At 67.6% G+C, this 18,134-nt stretch carries 17 protein-coding genes; 6 read left to right on the top strand and 11 right to left on the bottom strand.

Going from position 1 to position 18,134, the window contains the following annotated elements; all coding sequences use genetic code 11:
* Nucleotides 1-54 precede the first annotated feature (54 nt).
* Together QMX81_RS10920 and QMX81_RS10915 are read right to left on the bottom strand one after the other, a co-directional pair.
* On the bottom strand, nucleotides 55-1,479 hold the full coding sequence (locus tag QMX81_RS10920) for an amino acid permease (protein WP_121036665.1): 1,425 nt from the start codon (nucleotides 1,477-1,479) through the stop codon (nucleotides 55-57).
* 68 nt (nucleotides 1,480-1,547) lie between these two features.
* Nucleotides 1,548-3,026: an amino acid permease gene (locus tag QMX81_RS10915; protein WP_282261371.1), complete on the bottom strand. Its 1,479-nt coding sequence runs from the start codon at nucleotides 3,024-3,026 to the stop codon at nucleotides 1,548-1,550.
* 185 nt (nucleotides 3,027-3,211) lie between these two features.
* Here QMX81_RS10915 and QMX81_RS10910 point away from each other — a divergent pair, with 185 nt between their 5' ends.
* Nucleotides 3,212-3,793 (top strand): NUDIX hydrolase, encoded by a 582-nt coding sequence (locus QMX81_RS10910; protein ID WP_121036667.1) that lies wholly within the window; start codon nucleotides 3,212-3,214, stop codon nucleotides 3,791-3,793.
* A 57-nt stretch (nucleotides 3,794-3,850) separates the two neighbouring features.
* Here the strand turns inward: QMX81_RS10910 and serA are convergent, their stop codons facing one another.
* The gene (serA, locus tag QMX81_RS10905; protein WP_088434981.1) at nucleotides 3,851-5,092 is read right to left on the bottom strand and encodes a phosphoglycerate dehydrogenase; all 1,242 of its coding nucleotides are present in this window, start codon (nucleotides 5,090-5,092) and stop codon (nucleotides 3,851-3,853) included.
* Nucleotides 5,093-5,297: 205 nt separating this feature from the next.
* Between serA and QMX81_RS10900 the strand changes: the two genes are divergently transcribed.
* The 3 genes from QMX81_RS10900 (at nucleotide 5,298) to QMX81_RS10890 (ending at nucleotide 8,861) form a co-directional block, all read left to right on the top strand.
* Entirely contained in the window at nucleotides 5,298-6,686 is a 1,389-nt protein-coding gene (locus QMX81_RS10900) for an FAD-binding oxidoreductase (RefSeq protein ID WP_282261367.1), read from the top strand.
* Between the two features lie 61 nt (nucleotides 6,687-6,747).
* On the top strand, nucleotides 6,748-7,044 hold the full coding sequence (locus QMX81_RS10895) for a DUF2388 domain-containing protein (protein ID WP_282261365.1): 297 nt from the start codon (nucleotides 6,748-6,750) through the stop codon (nucleotides 7,042-7,044).
* Nucleotides 7,044-8,861 (top strand): DUF4105 domain-containing protein, encoded by a 1,818-nt coding sequence (locus QMX81_RS10890; protein ID WP_282261362.1) that lies wholly within the window; start codon nucleotides 7,044-7,046, stop codon nucleotides 8,859-8,861. The genes QMX81_RS10895 and QMX81_RS10890 overlap by 1 nt, the downstream gene beginning before the upstream one ends.
* On the opposite strand, the gene QMX81_RS10885 is transcribed toward QMX81_RS10890, so the two are convergent.
* Together QMX81_RS10885 and QMX81_RS10880 are read right to left on the bottom strand one after the other, a co-directional pair.
* Nucleotides 8,839-9,906: an ATP-binding protein gene (locus tag QMX81_RS10885; RefSeq protein WP_282261360.1), complete on the bottom strand. Its 1,068-nt coding sequence runs from the start codon at nucleotides 9,904-9,906 to the stop codon at nucleotides 8,839-8,841. The two genes, QMX81_RS10890 and QMX81_RS10885, sit on opposite strands and share 23 nt — an antisense overlap.
* Nucleotides 9,906-10,655 (bottom strand): response regulator, encoded by a 750-nt coding sequence (locus QMX81_RS10880; protein ID WP_121041030.1) that lies wholly within the window; start codon nucleotides 10,653-10,655, stop codon nucleotides 9,906-9,908. The genes QMX81_RS10885 and QMX81_RS10880 overlap by 1 nt, the downstream gene beginning before the upstream one ends.
* A gap of 222 nt (nucleotides 10,656-10,877) precedes the next feature.
* On the opposite strand from QMX81_RS10880, the gene QMX81_RS10875 reads away from it, so the two are divergent.
* A complete protein-coding gene (locus QMX81_RS10875; RefSeq protein ID WP_183073615.1) occupies nucleotides 10,878-11,273 on the top strand; it encodes a nuclear transport factor 2 family protein in 396 nt (131 codons plus the stop codon).
* 103 nt (nucleotides 11,274-11,376) lie between these two features.
* Entirely contained in the window at nucleotides 11,377-12,120 is a 744-nt protein-coding gene (locus tag QMX81_RS10870; protein WP_282261359.1) for an MliC family protein, read from the top strand.
* A gap of 60 nt (nucleotides 12,121-12,180) precedes the next feature.
* Here QMX81_RS10870 and QMX81_RS10865 read toward each other — a convergent pair whose 3' ends face one another.
* The 6 genes from QMX81_RS10865 to QMX81_RS10840 form a co-directional block, all read right to left on the bottom strand.
* The gene (locus QMX81_RS10865) at nucleotides 12,181-12,642 is read right to left on the bottom strand and encodes a hypothetical protein (protein WP_282261358.1); all 462 of its coding nucleotides are present in this window, start codon (nucleotides 12,640-12,642) and stop codon (nucleotides 12,181-12,183) included.
* Entirely contained in the window at nucleotides 12,632-13,198 is a 567-nt protein-coding gene (gene yeiP, locus QMX81_RS10860) for an elongation factor P-like protein YeiP (protein ID WP_121036675.1), read from the bottom strand. The genes QMX81_RS10865 and yeiP overlap by 11 nt, the downstream gene beginning before the upstream one ends.
* A 68-nt stretch (nucleotides 13,199-13,266) precedes the next feature.
* Nucleotides 13,267-14,037: an SDR family NAD(P)-dependent oxidoreductase gene (locus QMX81_RS10855; RefSeq protein WP_121036676.1), complete on the bottom strand. Its 771-nt coding sequence runs from the start codon at nucleotides 14,035-14,037 to the stop codon at nucleotides 13,267-13,269.
* A 52-nt stretch (nucleotides 14,038-14,089) separates the two neighbouring features.
* Nucleotides 14,090-16,678, bottom strand: a complete 2,589-nt coding sequence (locus QMX81_RS10850) for an EAL domain-containing protein (RefSeq protein WP_152150711.1) — start codon at nucleotides 16,676-16,678, stop codon at nucleotides 14,090-14,092.
* A complete protein-coding gene (locus QMX81_RS10845) occupies nucleotides 16,675-17,568 on the bottom strand; it encodes a hydroxymethylglutaryl-CoA lyase (RefSeq protein ID WP_121036678.1) in 894 nt (297 codons plus the stop codon). The genes QMX81_RS10850 and QMX81_RS10845 overlap by 4 nt, the downstream gene beginning before the upstream one ends.
* 168 nt (nucleotides 17,569-17,736) lie before the next feature.
* Nucleotides 17,737-18,123, bottom strand: coding sequence for a VOC family protein (locus QMX81_RS10840; protein WP_282261354.1), 387 nt, complete (start codon nucleotides 18,121-18,123; stop codon nucleotides 17,737-17,739).
* Nucleotides 18,124-18,134 lie beyond the last annotated feature (11 nt).

The following is an 18,134-nucleotide window of genomic DNA, read 5'->3' as shown; positions in this document are numbered from 1 at the left end:
GGCCGGCTCCTCATGAGCGTGTTGGGTGCAGGTGGAGCCGGCCAGCGGCCGGCACTACTTGCGCAGCCGGCTATGGCGATACCCATAACAGAAATAGATCGCGAAACCGCCCAGCGTCCAGAAGCCCATCAGCATCCAGTTGTGGGCCGTCATCGCCGTCAGCAGCGCGATGCAGCTGAGCACGCCCAGGCTGCAGATCAGCCACGCCATCGGCATCCGGAACGGACGCGGCAGGTCCGGTTGGGTACGGCGCAGGATCAGCACGCCCGCGCAGACCGCCGCGAACGCGATCAGCGTGCCCATCGAGGTCAGCTCACCCAGCACGTCCAGCGGGAACACTGCCGCCAGCAGCGCGATGCCGATACCGGTGATCACGGTGTTGATGTGCGGCGTGCGGTACTTGGGATGGATCTTGGTGAACAGCGGCGGCAACAGCCCGTCGCGGCCCATGATCATGAAGATGCGCGGCTGCGCGATCACCATCACCAGCACCACCGAGGACAGCCCGATCAGCGCGCCGATCTCCACGACCACGCGCAACCAGCCCAGCTGCGGATGCGCCGCCACCGCGGTCACCACCGGCTCATCGGTGCCCAGCAGCTGGTACGGCACCAGCCCGGTCATCACCGCGGCCATGGCGATGTACAGCACGGTGCAGATCACCAGCGAGAGCAGCATGCCGATCGGCATGTCGCGCTGCGGTTTGTGCGACTCCTGCGCGGCTACCGACACCGCCTCGAAACCGATATAGGCGAAGAACACCATTGCCGCACCGCGCAGCACGCCGTCGAAGCCGTACTTGCCCGGGCCTTCGTTTTCCGGAATGAACGGGGTCCAATTGGCCGGGTCCACGTACTTCCAGCCAACCACGATCACCAGCACGATCAGCGCGGTCTTGAGCACCACCATCGCCATGTTCATGGCCGAGGATTTGCTGATGCCCACGTAGCACAGCCAGGTCAGCAGCAGCACCAGCACCGCGGCCGGGATGTTGGCGATGGCGCCGGTCGGGCGCAGCTGGCCATCCAGTGGCGCGCTGACCAGCGCGGCGGGGAGATGGATGTCGAAATGGCTGAGCAGGCTCAGGAAATAGCCGGTCCAGCTGACCGCCACGGCCGAGGCGGAGACGCCATATTCCAGCACCAGCATCCAGCCGATGAACCAGGCCGAGAGCTCGCCGAAGGTGGCATAGGTATAGGTGTAGGCACTGCCGGAGACCGGCACCATCGCCGCGAACTCGGCGTAGGCCATCGCGCAGAATGCGCAGCAGATCGCGGCGAGCACGAACGACAGCATGATCGCCGGGCCGGCGTGGTTGGCCGCGGCCTGGCCGGTGATCACGAAGATGCCGCCGCCGATCACCGCGCCGATGCCCAGCGCGGTCAGGCCCCAGGGGCCGAGGGTGCGGCGCAGGCTCAGGCCGTTGGCGTCTTCATGGGCGGCGTGCGGATGCTTGGTGGCCCACAGTTGCTTGAACATGGTTTGGATGTCTTCTCAGGCGCGACGTATCAAACGACCGGGCCGGCACGTGGCCGGCCCGGCAGCACTCAGGCGTTCTTCTTGTTCAGCTTGCTGTGGCGGATGCCGTAGCCGAAGTAGATGCACAGACCCAGCAGGGTCCAGGCCACGAACAGGTGCCAATGCACGACGAACGCCTGGTAGAACAGGAACAGGCAGGCCAGCGCGCCCAGCGGGCAGATCACCCACACCAGCGGCACGCGGAACGGTCGCTCCAGTTCCGGGCGCGTGTAGCGCAGGACAAGCACGCCGATGCAGACGGTGGCAAAGGCCAGCAGGGTGCCCATCGAGACCAGTTCACCGAGCACGTTCAGCGGCACGGTACCGGCCAGGGTGGCGGCGATGGCGCCGACAACGATCGTGCTCCAGTACGGGGTACGGAAGCGCTTGTGCACCTTGCCGAAGATCTTCGGCAGCAGGCCGTCGCGCGAGATCGTGTAGGCGATGCGGGTCTGGCCCATCATCATCACCAGCACCACCGAGGAGAGGCCGGCGATCGCACCGATTTCCACGGCGGTCTTCAGCCAGGACAGGGTCGGGTAGGGCTCCAGCGCGGTCGCGACGGGCTTGTCCGTGCCCAGCAGGTGGTACGGCATCATGCCGGTCAGCACGGCACAGACGATGATGTAGACGATGGTGCACACGGCCAGCGACCCGAGCAGGCCGATCGGCATGTTGCGCTGCGGGTCCTTGGTCTCGCCGGCGGCGGTGGAGACCGCATCGAAGCCGATGTAGGCGAAGAACACGATGGTTGCCGCACGGAACACGCCACTCCAGCCGAACTCACCCGGCACGCCGGTGTTCTCCGGAATGAAGGGGGTCCAGTTGGCCGTATCCAGGTGCGCGGCGCCGAAGCCGATGAACAGGCAGATCACGGTGACCTTGATCGCCACGATGATCGCGTTGACGAAGGCCGACTGCGTCACGCCGACGTACAGCAGGCCCGAGACGGCCGCCACGATCAGCACCGCCGGCAGGTTGAACAGCTTGCCGGAGGAGATGAACTCCTGGCCGGTCCAGGCGATGGGCGCGGCGCTGAGCGCATCGGGGAAGGGCATGTTCAGCGTCGTGGTGATGAAGCTGATCAGGTACGCCGACCAACCCACCGCGACCGAGGCCGAGGCGAACAGGTACTCCAGCACCAGGCACCAGCCGATGAACCAGGCCATGCCTTCGCCGAGGGTGGCGTACGAATAGGAATAGGCGCTGCCGGAGACCGGCATCATCGCCGCGAACTCGGCGTAGCACAGGCCGGCCAGCGCGCAGGCAAAGCCGGCGAACACGAACGAGAGCATCACCGCCGGGCCGGCATGGTTCGCCGCGGCCTGGCCGGTGAGCACGAAGATACCCGCACCGATCACCGCGCCGATACCCAGCAGGATCAGGTGTTTCGCTGTGAGGGTCCGCCTCAGTGTGGGCTCGCCGTCCAGGCTGCCTTCGATGGGCTCGCCGGCATCGACGTGCGGTGCCGGTGCGACCGGTTTGACCCTCAACAGAGACTTCAGCATGCAGTGCTTCCCTAAATGAACAAAGGTGAGGCGCGCGGTACATTGCCGCACGCCCTGATGGCGACTGGGCGCCCCAGCGGTGCGGGGCCCGCTGTACCTTAGCCAAAGCTGAAGCCGCTGTACAAGCACAAATGCAGCATGGCCGAGCGATAATCGGCCAAATCCGCACGATGCCTGCACCTGCCATGTCGCTGAACCTCGAATCCGTTGCCATTCCTGACGCCGCCCTGCGCAGTCAGCTTGATGCTTACGCCCGCCGACACCCCGAGCACGCGGCATTGGCTGACGAATTCAGCACAGTGCTGGACGATCCGGACAACCCGTTCCTGCGCGAGCGCCTGGCCGGGCACTTCACCGGCAGCGCGTGGCTGGTCAGCGCCGACGGGCAGCGCGTGCTGCTGACCCACCACCGCAAGCTGGACCGCTGGCTGCAGCTGGGCGGCCACGCGGATGGCGAGCGCGATCTGGCCCAGGTGGCGCTGAAGGAAGCCGAGGAGGAATCCGGGCTGACCGCGCTGGTGCTGGAGGATGGCGAGTTGTTCGACATCGACAAGCACTGGATTCCCGAACGCAAGGACGTCCCGGGGCATTGGCACTACGACGCGCGCTACGTCGTGCGGGCGCTGGGCAGTGAGCAGTTCGCGATCAGCGACGAATCGCTGGCGTTGGCTTGGCGCGAGATCCGTGACGTGGCCAATGCGGCGATCGAGACCCCCGATGGGGATGATTCGTTGCCACGCATGGCCAAGCGCTGGCTGGCGCGGTGATTTAACAGGGACGGGGGTAATTATTAATTACCCCCGTCCCCTTTAATACAGTCCCCTTTAATACAGCACGCGGGTGCGCAGGGTGCCGGGGATCGCCGCCAGCTCCTCGCGCACCGCGCCGGCCTGGGCTTCGCTGGCGGTGATGTCGATCACCACGTAGCCCACCTTCGGGTCGGTACGCAGGAACTGGCCGTCGATGTTGACGTTGTGGCGCGAGAAGATCTCGTTGACCTTGGAGAGTACGCCCGGCACGTTCTGGTGGATGTGCAGCAGGCGCAGGCTCTCGGCGTGCTCGGGCAACGTCACTTCCGGGAAGTTGACCGCCGACAGGGTGCTGCCGTTGTCGCTGTAGCGCACCAGTTTGGCCGCCACTTCCACACCGATGTTGTCCTGTGCTTCCAGTGTGCTGCCGCCCACGTGCGGGGTCAGGATCACGTTGTCGTGGGCGGTGAGCGGGGAGACGAAGGCATCGCCGTTGCCCTTGGGCTCCACCGGGAACACATCCAGCGCCGCACCACCGAGGTGGCCCGAGCGCAGCGCCGCATCCAGCGCGTCGATGTCGACCACGGTGCCGCGCGCGGCGTTGATCAGGTGTGCGCCGGGGCGCATGCGCGCCAGTTCGTCGGCACCGATCATCCACTGCGTGGCCGGGGTTTCCGGCACATGCACGGTCACGATGTCGGCGCGCGCCAGCAGGTCATCCAGGCTGATCGCCGCGCGGGCATTGCCCAGTGACAGCTTGGTTTCCACATCGTGGAAGATCACCTGCATGCCCATCGCCTCGGCCATCACGCCGACCTGGGTACCGATATGGCCATAACCGATGATGCCCAGCGTCTTGCCGCGCACCTCATGGCTGCCGGCGGCCGACTTGGACCAGCCGCCGCGATGGCACTCGGCGTTTTTCTGCGGGATGCCGCGGGTCAGCATGATCGCTTCGGCGATCACCAGCTCGGCCACGCTGCGGGTGTTGGAGTAGGGGGCGTTGAACACCGGGATGCCGGCCAGTTCCGCCGCCTCCAGGTCCACCTGGTTGGTGCCGATGCAGAAGCAGCCGACCGCCATCAGGCGCTTGGCGTTCGCCAGCACCTCCGCGCTGAGTTGCGTGCGCGAACGGATGCCGACGATGTGGGCCTCGGCGATGCGCGCCTTCAGTTCGTCTTCGGGCAGCGCCTTGCTGTGCAGTTCGATCTGCGAATAGCCGGCCGCGGTGAACACGTCGATCGCGGTCTGGCTGACCCCCTCGAGCAACAGTACGCGGATATCCTGCTTCGGGAACGAGGTCTTTTTCGGCGACATGGGCGGCGTGCGACGTGTGGCGGCGGGAGCCCTCAACTATGCCAGAAGCCGGCCGCGATGGTGCGGTGCGCCAATCGATGTCCAAACGGTTTCAGATGCACCTATTTGGGTGAGGCCGACGAGCCGCGGGAACAGGCCCCGCTACTGGACGCGGCGTGGAGTGGCTGGCAGGCTTGCGGGCTCCCCCGGCACCGCCAGACGCCCCATGACCGATCCGCGCCTTGATTCGCTGTTGCACGCTTGCCCCGGGCTGCGCCTGAAGACCGATCCTGCCGATCTGGAGCACTACGGCCGCGATTGGACCCGGCGCTGGACACCCGCGCCGCTGGCGATCGCCTTGCCCGGCACGGTGGAAGAGGTGCAGGCGACGCTGCGCTGGGCCAGTGCCCAAAGGGTGGCCGTGGTGCCCTCCGGTGGCCGTACCGGGTTGTCCGGCGGCGCGGTAGCAGCCCACGGTGAGCTGGTGCTCAGCCTGGAGCGGATGAACAAGCCGCTGGCCTTCGATGCGGTCGACCGCACCCTGACCGTGCAGGCGGGCATGCCACTGGAGGCGGTGCACAACGCGGCGCTCGAGCATGGCCTGATCTACCCGGTGGATTTCGCCGCGCGTGGTTCGTGCTCGATCGGCGGCAACATCGCCACCAATGCCGGTGGCATCCGCGTGATCCGCTACGGCAATACCCGCGAGTGGATCGCCGGCCTGAAGGTGGTGACGATGGCCGGTGAGCTGGTCGAGCTCAACAAGGGCCTGATCAAGAACTCCAGCGGCTATGACTTCCGCCAGCTGCTGATCGGCTCGGAAGGCACGCTCGGCGTAATCGTCGAAGCCACCTTGAAGCTCACCGATCCGCCGCCGGCCAGCAACGTGATGCTGCTGGCGCTGCCCTCGTTCGAGGTGTTGATGCAGGTGTTTGCCGCCTTCCGCGAGCGGCTGCAGCTGCAGGCCTTCGAGTTCTTCACCGACCGCGCGCTCGGGCATGTGCTGGCGCATGGCGCGCAGGCGCCGTTCGACGAGGTCCACCCGTATTACGTGGTAACCGAATTCGCTGCCGGCGACGAGGCGCAGGAAGCCGCCGCGATGGCCGCGTTTGAAGACTGCATGGAGCACGGCTGGGTCAGCGATGGCGTGGTCAGCCAGAGCGACGCGCAGGCCGCGCAGCTGTGGCGGCTGCGCGAGGGCATCACCGAAGCGGTGGCGCGCTACACGCCCTACAAGAACGATGTCTCGGTGCGGATCTCGGCGATGCCGGCCTTCCTCGCCGAAACCCAGGCCCTGATCGGGCAGGCCTACCCGCAGTTCGATGTGGTCTGGTTCGGGCACATCGGCGACGGCAACCTGCACATCAATGTGCTCAAGCCGGACGAGACCGCCGAGGCGGAGTTCCTGACCCAATGCGAGCACGTCACCAAGCTGCTCGCCGGTGTGCTGGCCCGCTTTGACGGCAGCATCTCGGCCGAACACGGGATCGGCCTGGTCAAAAAGGGCTACCTGGACAGCACGCGCAGCGCGCCGGAAATCGCACTGATGAAGGCGGTCAAACGTGCGTTTGATCCCCAAGCGCTGCTGAATCCCGGCAAGCTCTTCGACCTCTGAGGCAAGACAGGATTTCACGCAGCCTATACGCTCTGTGCTTTCCACCGCGAACGACACCCCGATGATGCGTCCGATCCTGCTTGTTGCCGTGCTCGCCCTGCCGTTGTCGGCGATGGCCTCCAGTTTTGCCGGCAGCTCTGCCGGTTCCGCCTCCGGCGCGTCCTCGGCCGGTTCGTCCAGCTCGGGCGATGACAAGATCGTGCTCGACGCGCGCGATGACGCCGCGGCCTTCGTGGCCAGCGACGGTGCGATCCGCGGTGCACGCCTGGAGGCAGCGCTGCTGCACCTGCGCGAGCAGAGCGTTGCGCAGCAGCAGGCCAGTGACATGGCGCTGGCCAGGACCCTGCTGGCCCGCTGATGCGAACGCTTGGTCAGGTCCGCCGCTGGCGCTGGGCGGTCCTGATCGCGTGGCTCGCCGCGCCGTTCGCACAGGCGGCGCTGCAGCTGGAGCTGCAGCCGCAGGGATTGAGCGCCGCGCAGATCGTGGCCGCCGAGCGTGCCCTGCAGCAGGTGCACACGCGCCTGCCAGCGCCGTGGCAGGCACGTTTCCAGCACCCGGTGCAGGTGCGCTGGTCGGAAACGCTGCCGGCCCACGTGCACGGCCGCACCCGCAACGGCACGATCACCCTGCAGCGCACGTTGCTGGACACCGTGCAGGACGATCAACCGCTGCCACACCCACTCGAAGCCGCGCTGATCCATGAATTGACCCATGTGCTGGACCGTTCGCCGCAGGGTGGCTGGTCGCGCGATGCGCGTTTGCGTGACCTGGCCGGCTGGCAGCGACGCCCGTGGAAGCTGGGGCGTACAGCGAATGCCTTCAGCGAGCGCAGTCCGGACGATTACGAGCGCACGCGACCGGCCGAGTTCCTGGCGGTCAACGCCGAGCACCTGCTGCTCGATCCGGATTACCCCTGCCGCCGTCCGGCCGTCGCCGCGTGGTTTGCCGAGCACCTTGGGCCGAACGACGCGGCCGAGGGATGCGACACCCGTCTGCCGTTGATGCAGGCCGAAGAGGAGGCGGGCGCGGCGACGCTGCTCGAACTGGATCCGGCCCGGATCTACGCGGTGGACTACCTGCTCGCCGAAGGCAATGACCAGCTGATGAGTCGCTGGGGCCACAGCATGCTGCGCCTGGTGATCTGCGCGCCGGGCCGCCCGCGTGGGCCGGCCTGCCGGATGGATCTGTCCCATCACCGCGTGCTGTCCTACCGTGCCTTCGTCGGCGATGTACAGATCTCCAGCTGGCGCGGGCTGACCGGTGCCTATCCTTCGCGCCTGTTCGTGCTGCCGCTCAACCAGGTCATCAACGAATACACACAGGTGGAACTGCGGGGGCTGTCTTCCGTGCCGTTGGCGTTGGATGCGCCGGACATCGCCAGCCTGCTGGAGCGCGTCGCGCAGGTGCACTGGAGCTATGACGGGCGCTATCTGTTCGTCAGCAACAACTGCGCGGTGGAGACCGGCAAGCTGCTGCAGGAAGGCGTGCCACGTCTGGCTTCGCCGGGGTTGAACCGGCTCACCCCGCGCGGGCTGCTGACCCGCCTGGAGCGCCAGGGCGTGGCCGACGCCAGCGTGCTGGCCGATCGCGGGCAGGCGACGCGACAGGGCTACTACTTCGCCTCCGCCGAGGATCACTACCAGCAATTGTTCGATGCGGCGCGCCAGCAGCTACGGCTGGGCACGACAACCGTCGGCGAGTGGTTGCGGCAGCCGGCCAGCGAGCGTGCACGCTGGGTAGAGCAGGGTGATCTACGTGCCACCGCCGCCCTGCTATTGCTGGAACAGGCCGCCCTGCGTCGCGAAGAACTGCGCGCACGCGACGTGCTGAAGCGGCTGCTGGGCGATCCGGCCAAAGAAGATGCTGCGGCGCGCGACACGCTGCGCGCGTTGCTGGAAGACACCGGCCAGCTGATCAGCCCGGCCGCACTGGTGGCGGGGGGCGGCTACGGGCTGCCGTCGGCGCACGAGCGGGCGCAGGCCAGCGAGGCGGCGTCGCGGCTCAGTGCACAGGGTGTGCCGGCCTGGCAGGCGTTGCAGCTGCAGCTCAAACACCGCTTGCCACAGGCACAGCAACGCGAACTGGCCACGATCGACAGCAATCTGGCCCGACTGGGTGCGCGGATGCGCGAACTGGCCCGGCAGGACGCTGTTACTGCCGCGGCAGCTCGATGACGAAGCGCGCCCCGCCCAACGTGCTGGTGCCGCAGGCGACGTGGCCCCCATGCGCATCGGCGATTGCCTTGACCACCGCCAGCCCCAGCCCGCTGCCACCGCGCTGACGCGAGCGCGAGCCGTCGCCGCGCAGGAAGGGATCGAAGATCTGCTCGCGCAGCGCCGCATCGATGCCGGGGCCTTCATCGTCGATGGCGATCTGCACGTGGGTAGCGGTGTCGTGCACCGCAATGCGGACCCGGCCGGGCGTTGCATAGCGGCGCGCATTCTCCAGCAGCGCCATCAGCGCCTGGCGTACCCGGGTGGGGTCGCAATGCGCGGGATGCTCCCCGCGCGAGGTCTCCAGTTCCAGCACGAAGCCGCTGCTGCGGAAACCCGGATCCACCAGGCTCATCACCGAGTGCACTTCCTGCACCACGTCATTGCGGGCACGGCGGACATCCAGGCGCGCGCTGTCGGCCAGGCTCAGCACACGCAGGTCCTCGATCAGCCGCGACAGCCCTTCGACCTGGGCCAGCAGGCTGCGGAACTGGCCTTCGTCGGGTGCGAACACGCCTTCGGCCAGCCCCTGCAGCCGGCCGCGCAGGATGGTGACCGGCGTGCGCAGCTCATGCGCGATCGCCGCGTGCCACATCACCCGGTCGGCCTCGATGTTCTGCAGCCGCCGCGCCATCGCGTTGAAGTCGTCCACCAGCAGCGCCACTTCGCCGAGCGAGCGGTCACTGACGGCAGCGCGTGCACCGAGATCGCCATCGGCGAGCCGGCCGATGCTGTCCACCACCGCGTTGAGCGGGGTCAGGATGCGCTGGGACAGCCGCACCGAAGCGGCCACGGCCAAGGTCAGCCCGATCAGGGTCACGCCCACCATCCAGACCAGCTCGGGCCCGCTGGGCACCCAGCTGACCGGCTCGTCCACGCCGCCGGGATAGAACGCGACCAGCACCGCGTACAGCAGATAGGAGCTGAGGATCACCATCACGATGACCGCCAGCACCATCATCGACATCGACAGCACGATGTGCCGGCTCAGGCCCGAGCGGCGCATCAGTGGTCCGTCGCCAGCCGGTAGCCGACGCCGCGCACGCTGGCCGGGACATTGGCCAGGCCCACATCATCGAGTTTGCGGCGCAGCTTGCTGACGTGGCTGTCCACGGTGCGCTCCAATGCTTCGCTTTCCGGCAGGCACTCGTGCATGAGCTCGCTGCGGCTGAAGATGCGCATCGGTGCCAGCGCCATGCAGTGCAGCAGTTTGTATTCGGTCAGGGTGAGCAGCAGCTCGTGGCTGTAGCCATCGCCTTCGACATGCACCGTGTGGTGCTCCGGATCGATCACCAGGCTGCCGACGCGCAGGATCTCCGGCACGCTCTGGCGCGGCGCATTCAAGGTGCGCCGCAGTACCGCACGCACCCGTGCGGCCACTTCAGCCGGGTTGAACGGCTTGACCACGTAGTCGTCCGCGCCCATCCGCAGGGCGGTGAGCTTGTCCAGGTCCTGGTCCAGCGCCGTGAGCATGATCACTGGCGTATCGCCGCGCTGGCGCAGGGTGTTGAGCACGGTCCAGCCGTCCATGCCCGGCATCTGTACATCCAGCAGGACCAGGTCCGGCCGTGCGCTGCGATGCAGCGCCAGGGCGTTCAGGCCATCCCGCGCGCGCAGCGTGCGCAGGCCCTCGCGGGCCAGGTAGGCCGCGACGATATCGGCGATCTCGGGTTCGTCCTCGACGATCAGGACCAGGGCGTTGAGCGAATGATCCCAGCGCGCGGTGGGGGCGCCGGGTGAATCGGAGGCGGGCATGCAGGGCAGGGCCGGAAGGTGCTTGAGCTCCATCGTATCTCCACACTTCCTCCATCGAAACCCCACCGAAGCCGCGCAGACTGCCGCCATGTTGATTTCGGCCGGTATCCCGGCGGCTGTGCTGTAGATGAAGAGCAAGAACAGACATGCCGCCCCGGTGGCGGTGATCCAGGCGCTGCGCGCGCACGGCGACGTGCTGCGGCGACGATGGCAGGTGCGCACATGAGCGCGGTACTGCAACCGGCACACGTGGAGGCGGCCGAGGCGCGGCTGTGGGATGCGCTGATCCAGTGGCAGCCGCAGCAACTGCATGCACTGCTGTCACCAGCCCTGTTCCTGACCGACCACGACGGCCAGCGTCAGGATGCATCCCCGTTGCTGGCGGGCTGGAACGCGCGGCGCATCCGCATCGCGGCGATCGAACGGGAGCAGACCGAGCAGCTGGCCTGCGGCGCGATGGTGCTGGTCACCGGTGAGCTGCGCATCCACCTAGATGGCGAGCACGGCAGGCAGTTGCATTCCATGCGCCTGCTGCGGGTCTGGGCGCGCTGCACGGGCGCGCCGGGCGTCCATCTGCTCTCGCTGTGCATGCTGCCGGCGGCGCCGCGTCCGCACTGAACCGCGTGTTCACCGATGCCCGGGAGGTCAGCGTCGCTTCACCTGTTCTCACGGCCCGGCAGGTACGATCAAGTGTTGTCGACGTTATCGCAAGGAGTTCCTCATGCGCGCATCCCCCTGGTTGTTGAGCCTGGCCATTACCGGCGCACTCGCCGCCTGCCAACCGGCCAGCCAGAGCAGCACCGCCGCCGATGGCAGCGAAGCGCCGCCCCCGATCGATGCCTCCACTGCTGAAGAGCGCGCGTATGCGTTCCGCTGTGGGGAGCTGGAAGTGCATGCTACTTACCGCGGTCAGGATTCGGCAACGGTGGTGGTGGGCGACCGCACTTTCCCGATGTCCTCGCAGCCTGCAGCGTCCGGCGCGAAGTATGGCGATGGGCAGGGCAACGAATTGTGGACCAAGGGCACCACCGAAGGTAGCCTGATCCTGAAGGGCGAGCCGGACCGCACCTGCACCGGCACCGGCGAGCAGGGCGGACAAGCACCGCCGGCCAATGCGACCGCCCATGGGGAGACGGACGCCGATGCGGCAGGCGGATTCCGCGCGACCGGCAATGAGCCCGGCTGGCTGGCCCAGGTCGGTGCGGGTGCCACCCCGGCGCTGCACATCGAGATGGATTACGGCGAGCGCAAGCTCGAGATTTCCAGCCCCACCCAAGGCCGTGACGGCTGGTCGGGTACTGCCGCCGATGGCACCCCGGTCAAGCTGACCTTCCAGCGCACGGTGTGCCAGGACGACATGAGCGGCCAGGCCTTCGGTGCCACGGCCATGCTCACGGTCGGCGCGCGCCAGTACCACGGCTGCGGGGATTTTGCCGGCGCGCCCTCGTTGGCGGCCAAGCCCTGATCCAGCAAGATCTGACTCAGTTGAAGGCACCGGATGCGCGCATGCGCGTCCGGTGAACCATCACATGCCGCGCGGGCAGGGGTTGGGCAGCGCCCGGCTGTCGGCATCCAGCATCAGCTCATTGCGGGTGCCCAGCAGCATCAGTTCGGTGTGCACCAGGCAGTTGTCGGCATGGCGCTGCAGGAGTTGATTGAAGCGCCGGGCACGGTCGTCGCAGCTCTCGTGGATCGCGTAGGCCAATTCGCGCGCACGGTCTTCGTCGTACGCTTCTTCGCCAGCGAAGTGCTGGCACGCGCTTTCGCGCGCCAGGAAGGCCTGCACATCGCCGGGCATCGCGCAGTACATGCGGATGTCCTCGGCCACGAACACCTCCGCCGGGACGTCGCAGCGCTCACCGTGGGCGGTCTCAGCCAACGTGGTGGGTGCGCGCGGGGTATCCAATGTCTCACTCTCCACCGCCCGCGGCGAGCACGCCGCGAGCAGCAGGAGCAGGACGATCAGTGCAGACCGTTTAGTCGGCACGGCCGGCGAATTCACCGGTGGTGGTATTGACCAGCACACGTTCACCGTTGGCGATGTACTCCGGCACCATGATTTCGATGCCGGTGCTGAGCTTGGCCGGTTTCGGGCGCTTGGTGGCAGTGCCGCCCTTGAGCTCCGGCGGCGTTTCGACCACTTCCAGCACCACGCTGGTCGGCAACTGCACGCCCACCGGGGTCTCGTCGATCACCTGCACGTAGATGCCGGTCAGGCCATCGGTGATGTAGCCGGCGTCATCGCCGAGCACATCCGCATCGACCATGTACGGGGTGTAGTCCTCGTCATCCAGGAAGACGAAGGCGTCGCCATCCATGTACGAGTAGGTGGCCTGGCGGCGCAGCAGCTCGACTTCCGGCAGGTTGTCGTCGGCGTCGAAGCTGGAATCGAGCTTGTTGCCGCCCGGCACGCTGTACATGATGAAACGGAAGCGGACATTGCCGCCGCGGCCCTGCGGGGAGCTGCGTTCGATGTCGCGGATCTGGTAGACGCCGTTGTTGAATTCGACGACGTTGCCTTTCTTGATGTCGCTGGCTTTCATGGGAATGAAGGTCGGTTCGTGGAGGTGGCGGGTGCCGGAACCGGGCACCCAGCGGGTTGCGTGCTCGCTTACTTCGGCGCCAGACGCACGGCGCCGTCAAGGCGGATGGTCTCGCCGTTGAGGTAGGTGTTGCCCAGGATATAGGCGACCAGGCCGGCGAAATCTTCCGGCTTGCCCAGGCGCGGCGGGAACGGGATCGAGGCGGCCAGCGATTCCTGCACGGCCGGCGGCATGCCATCGACCATCGGGGTCCAGAAGATGCCCGGAGCGATGGTCATCACGCGGATGCCGAAGCGCGACAGCTCGCGGGCCATCGGCAGGGTCATGCTGACCACGCCGCCCTTGGAGGCGGCATACGCGGCCTGGCCGATCTGGCCTTCGTAGGCCGCCACGCTGGCGGTGTTGATGATCACGCCGCGCTCGCCATCCTCGCCCGGGGTGTTGTGCTGCATGCGGTTGGCGGCGGCCTTGGCGACGTTGAAGCTGCCGACCAGGTTGACCATCACCGTGCCCTGGAAGTTGGCCAGCGGCATTGGCGCTTCCTTGCCGAGCACGCGGCCCGCGCCCAGGATGCCGGCGCAGTTGATCGCGGTGTTCAGCCCGCCCAGGAAGTCGCAGGCGGCATCGATCTGCGCGGCCACGGCGGCTTCGTCGCTGACATTGGTGCTGTAGTAGCGCGCGTTGGCTTCGCCAAGCGCGGCCACGGCGGCCGCGCCCTTGTCGTCATTGAGATCGAACAGGGCCACCTTGCCGCCATGGGCGACCAGGTGCTGGGCCACGGACAGGCCAAGGCCGGAGACACCGCCGGTGATGACGGCGCGGACAGAAGACAGCTGCATTGCACGATCCCGCTGGTTCAAGAACCGCCGATTCTAGCGGAAGCGGCCGCCTTCACCGTTGTGCACTGCCCACGGCGACCTTCGCACGCAGTGCCAGCCGCCGGGCGAACTCGTCCGCCGCCAGCCCTGGGGCGAACAGGAAGCCTTGGCCGACCGAGACCCCCAGCGTGGTCAGGAACTGGCGCTGGGCCTCCGATTCGATGCCCTCGGCGACCAACCCGAGGCCCAGGCTGCGCGCGATGCCGCAGACCGCCTCGCAGACCGCCACGTCCGAGCGGTTGGTCGGCACGCCCTCCACGAACAGCTGGCTCAGCTTGAGGCCATGGATCGGCAGCCGGCGCAGATAGTTCAGCGCGCTGTAGCCTTCGCCGAAGTCGTCGATGGTCAACAGCACGCCCATCTCGCGCAGCTGCGCGAAGGTGCGCAGGGTGTCCGGGGCGTCTTCGATCAACACCCGCTCGGTGAACTCCAGCTCCAGTGCGCTGCCGGGCAGGTGGAATTCGTCCAGTACGGCGCGCACGTTCCGGGCCAGATCCTCGCCGACGAACTGCCGGTAGGACACGTTGACCGCCACCCGCACGATGCCCAGCCCGTCGTCCTGCCACTGGCGCACCTGCCGGCACGCCTCGCGCAGCACCCACAGGCCGATCCGGACGATGTCGCCGGTGCTCTCGGCATGGCCGATGAAGATGTCCGGGCGCAGTTCGCCCAGCTGCGTGTTGCGCCAACGAATCAGCGCCTCGGCGGCGATCAGCTGGCCGCTGTGCAGGTTGACCTGCGGCTGGTAGACCAGGTGGAACTCATCGTCGTCCAGCGCCCGGTGCAGCCGGCTCTCGATCTGCAGCCGATCATGCTGGCGCTGGGCCAGCTCGGGCGAGAACACCTGCCAGCCGTTGCGGGTGCGCCGCTTGCAGTCGTACATGGCGATGTCCGCGTTCTGGATCAGCTGCTGCGGGCGCAGCCCATCCTGGGGCGCACGCGCGATGCCGATGCTGGTGGTCACCGGGAATTCGTCGGCACCGAAGCGGAACGGGGTGCTGAACGCACGGGTGATCGCATCGGCCAGCCGCTCGGGCTGATCGGCCTGGTCGCGGGTATCGCAGACCACCAGGAACTCATCGCCGCCGAACCGGGCCAGCAGCCCCTCGGTACCGATCGCGGTGGCGATGCGGCGGGTGGCATCGATCAGCAGCTCATCACCGGCGTTGTGGCCGAGCAGATCGTTGACGATCTTGAAGCGGTCCAGATCGATGTACAGCACGGCCACCCGGCAATGGGTGGGGTTGGCCATGCGTGTGGCGAGATCATTGAGCACCGCATCGCGGTTCATGATGCCGGTGAGCGGATCGGTGCGCGCCTGGATGCGCAGCGTCTCTTCGGCCTGCTTGCGCGCGGTGATGTCCTGCACGGTGCCGGCGATGCGGGCGGCGTCGACATCGCCGGCCTCGGCTTCGCCGATCATGCGCACCCAGAACGAATGTCCATCACTGCGCTGGCCCTGCAGCTCCAGTTCAAAGGACACCTGCCGGTCGATCACATCCAGCAGCGCCTGCTGCAGCAGCGCGCGATCATCCACGCGCAAGCACTCCAGCAGCTCGGCCATGTCGCGCATCGGCAAGTTCTGGCCGAGGATGCGGGTCGCCTCATCAGTGAGGTACAGGCGCTGCAGGCCGCGGTCCCACTCCCAGCCGCCGATGTGCGCCAGCGACTGCGCGCGGTCGAACAGGGTGTTGTTGCGCTTGAGCTCGGTGATGTCGCTGAACAGCCCGAACACGTGGTCAGGCGCGTCGCGCCCGTTGCCGTATACCGGTACGTTGGTGGTGGAGATCCAGATCATCCGGCCGCGCGGGCGGTGGTACAGGCCGACGATGGTGCTGCGCACGATGCGCCCGGTCTGCAGCGAGACACTGGCGGGCCATTGGTCGCGGGTGAGCGGGTGGCCGTGCTCGTCCACGCTGATCCAGTCCTCCGGCGCCAGCATCGCCTGCAGGCTGCCGCCATTGCCGGCGGTGCCCAGAATGCGGTGCGCGGCCGGGTTGGCCGAGACCACCCGCAACTGGCGGTCAAACAGGACCACGCCCTTGTCGATGGATTCCATCAGCAGCCGGTAACGCGATTCGGCCTGCCAGCGGCTGCTCAGATCGCGCGCCACCGCCACGATGCAGTGCTCGCCCTGGTGCTCGAAGCCGGCCGAATGCACCTCCACCGGGAAGCGGCTGCCATCGCCGCGCATGTTGGTGACTTCGATGACGTAGGTCTCGCCCCGATGCAGGGCTTCCCAGACCGGGTCCAGGTGGTCGCCGGGCAGGTCCGGGTTCAACAGTTCGATCGGCTGGCCGACGATCTCCTCACGGGGGCGGCCATAGGCACGCACGCCCGCCTTGTTGAGGTCCAGCACCACGCCGCGTTCGCTGAGGATGCTGACCGGGTCCGGGACGGCATCGAACAAGGCGGCGTAGCGACGCAGGGCCAGCTGCCGCTCGTCCATCGCTTCCTGCAGGGCCTGCTGGACCTCCTCCAACAGGCCGCGCAGGTCGCCCGGCGAGTGGGCCAGGGCGCGTTCCAGGGCAGCCAGCGCGTGGACGTGGGGGGTGAGGTGATCACCCACCGCAGCGTCCTTGCGCGGGCCGCCGCTTTTCATGTCGCCGCCAGGGCCCTGCCGGTCTTGCTGCCGGTCTCGCGGCCCAGCCGTGAGGCCAGCCAGCGCCCGGTGGCGGCCAGCGCCGGCAGATCGATGCCGGTGCGCATGCCGATGCCATGCAGCATGTAGACCACGTCTTCGCTGGCGACATTGCCGCTGGCGCCCTTGGCATACGGGCAGCCACCTGCACCGGAGACCGCCGAATCGACCACGCGCACACCTTCGTCCAGGCAGGCATCGATGTTGGCCAGGGCCTGGCCATAGGTGTCATGGAAGTGCACGGCCAGCGCGGCCATCGGCAGTTCGCTGGCGACCGCGTTGAGCATCGCGCGCGCCTTGCGTGGCGTGCCCACGCCGATGGTGTCGCCGAGCGAGATTTCGTAACAGCCCATGTCATGCAGCGCACGCGCGACCCGGACCACCTCGCTCACCGCGACCTCGCCCTGGTAGGGGCAGCCGAGTACGGTGGAGACATAGCCACGCACCTTGACCCCGTCGGCTTTGGCCCGCTCAAGGATGGGTGCGAAGCGCGCCAGCGACTCGTCGATGCCGGCGTTGGTGTTGGTCCGGTTGAAGGTTTCCGAGGCGGCAGTGAACACCGCCACTTCCTGCACGCCCACCGTGCGTGCGCGGTCGTAACCCTGTTCGTTGGGCACCAGCACCGGGTAGTCGATGCCCGGGCGGCGCTCGATGCCGGTGTACACCTCGGCAGCGTCGGCCAGTTGCGGCACCCAGCGCGGGCTGACGAAGCTGGTCGCCTCGATGGTGCGCAGGCCGGTCAGCGAGAGCTGGCGGATCAGTTCGATCTTGTCGGCGGTGGCCACCGGCTGGGCTTCGTTCTGCAGCCCGTCGCGCGGGCCGACCTCGACGATGCGCACGAAGTCATTCATTCGCCAGCCCTCCGCGAACGGAGCGACGGACGACCAGCAGGGGGCGGGGCGGGGTAGAGATCACGGAGATTCCTGTCAGACGAAAGGCGGCCCACGGTCCCCGGCAGGCCACGAAAGGGGGATACGCGGGATGGGCGACAAAGCGGCCATCCCGCCGGCGATGGGCGGTCAGCCCGGGTGGTGGCAGACCGCTTCGATGTTGTTGCCATCCGGGTCGAGCACGAACGCCCCGTAATAATCGGGGTGGTAATGCTCGCGGATGCCCGGGGCACCGTTGTCCGTGCCGCCGGCTGCCAGTGCGGCGCGGTGGAAAGCGTCCACGTCGGCCCGGCTGCCCGCGCTGAAAGCGATGTGCACGCCGCCATGGGCGCCCGGGGCGTTGCCGATCCAGAAGTCCGGCTTGCCGCTGCGGCCGAAGCCGGCATGGTCATGGTCGCCGGTCTGCGCGGCCGAGACCTGCATCACCACCGCGATGCCCAGCGGGGCCAGGGCCTGCTGGAAGAACGACAGGCTGCGCGCGAAATCGCCGCAGCGGATGCCAACGTGGTCGAGCATGGTGCTTCTCC

This window comes from Stenotrophomonas sp. PS02301 (genome assembly GCF_029959485.1).
Classification (GTDB): Bacteria; Pseudomonadota; Gammaproteobacteria; order Xanthomonadales; family Xanthomonadaceae; genus Stenotrophomonas; species Stenotrophomonas maltophilia_Z.
This window is presented reverse-complemented; position numbering and strand designations above follow the sequence as displayed.

Excerpts from the sequence above, each read along its gene's own strand:
- QMX81_RS10910 (WP_121036667.1), top strand. The coding sequence starts at position 3,212 with ATGTCGCTGAACCTCGAATCCGTTGCCATTCCTGACGCCGCCCTGCGC.
- QMX81_RS10880 (WP_121041030.1), bottom strand. The coding sequence starts at position 10,655 with ATGCCCGCCTCCGATTCACCCGGCGCCCCCACCGCGCGCTGGGATCAT.
- QMX81_RS10900 (WP_282261367.1), top strand. The coding sequence starts at position 5,298 with ATGACCGATCCGCGCCTTGATTCGCTGTTGCACGCTTGCCCCGGGCTG.
- serA (WP_088434981.1), bottom strand. The coding sequence starts at position 5,092 with ATGTCGCCGAAAAAGACCTCGTTCCCGAAGCAGGATATCCGCGTACTG.
- QMX81_RS10915 (WP_282261371.1), bottom strand. The coding sequence starts at position 3,026 with ATGCTGAAGTCTCTGTTGAGGGTCAAACCGGTCGCACCGGCACCGCAC.
- QMX81_RS10870 (WP_282261359.1), top strand. The coding sequence starts at position 11,377 with ATGCGCGCATCCCCCTGGTTGTTGAGCCTGGCCATTACCGGCGCACTC.
- QMX81_RS10845 (WP_121036678.1), bottom strand. The coding sequence starts at position 17,568 with ATGAATGACTTCGTGCGCATCGTCGAGGTCGGCCCGCGCGACGGGCTG.
- QMX81_RS10885 (WP_282261360.1), bottom strand. The coding sequence starts at position 9,906 with ATGCGCCGCTCGGGCCTGAGCCGGCACATCGTGCTGTCGATGTCGATG.
- QMX81_RS10850 (WP_152150711.1), bottom strand. The coding sequence starts at position 16,678 with ATGAAAAGCGGCGGCCCGCGCAAGGACGCTGCGGTGGGTGATCACCTC.
- yeiP (WP_121036675.1), bottom strand. The coding sequence starts at position 13,198 with ATGAAAGCCAGCGACATCAAGAAAGGCAACGTCGTCGAATTCAACAAC.
- QMX81_RS10875 (WP_183073615.1), top strand. The coding sequence starts at position 10,878 with ATGAGCGCGGTACTGCAACCGGCACACGTGGAGGCGGCCGAGGCGCGG.
- QMX81_RS10920 (WP_121036665.1), bottom strand. The coding sequence starts at position 1,479 with ATGTTCAAGCAACTGTGGGCCACCAAGCATCCGCACGCCGCCCATGAA.
- QMX81_RS10890 (WP_282261362.1), top strand. The coding sequence starts at position 7,044 with ATGCGAACGCTTGGTCAGGTCCGCCGCTGGCGCTGGGCGGTCCTGATC.
- QMX81_RS10840 (WP_282261354.1), bottom strand. The coding sequence starts at position 18,123 with ATGCTCGACCACGTTGGCATCCGCTGCGGCGATTTCGCGCGCAGCCTG.
- QMX81_RS10855 (WP_121036676.1), bottom strand. The coding sequence starts at position 14,037 with ATGCAGCTGTCTTCTGTCCGCGCCGTCATCACCGGCGGTGTCTCCGGC.
- QMX81_RS10895 (WP_282261365.1), top strand. The coding sequence starts at position 6,748 with ATGATGCGTCCGATCCTGCTTGTTGCCGTGCTCGCCCTGCCGTTGTCG.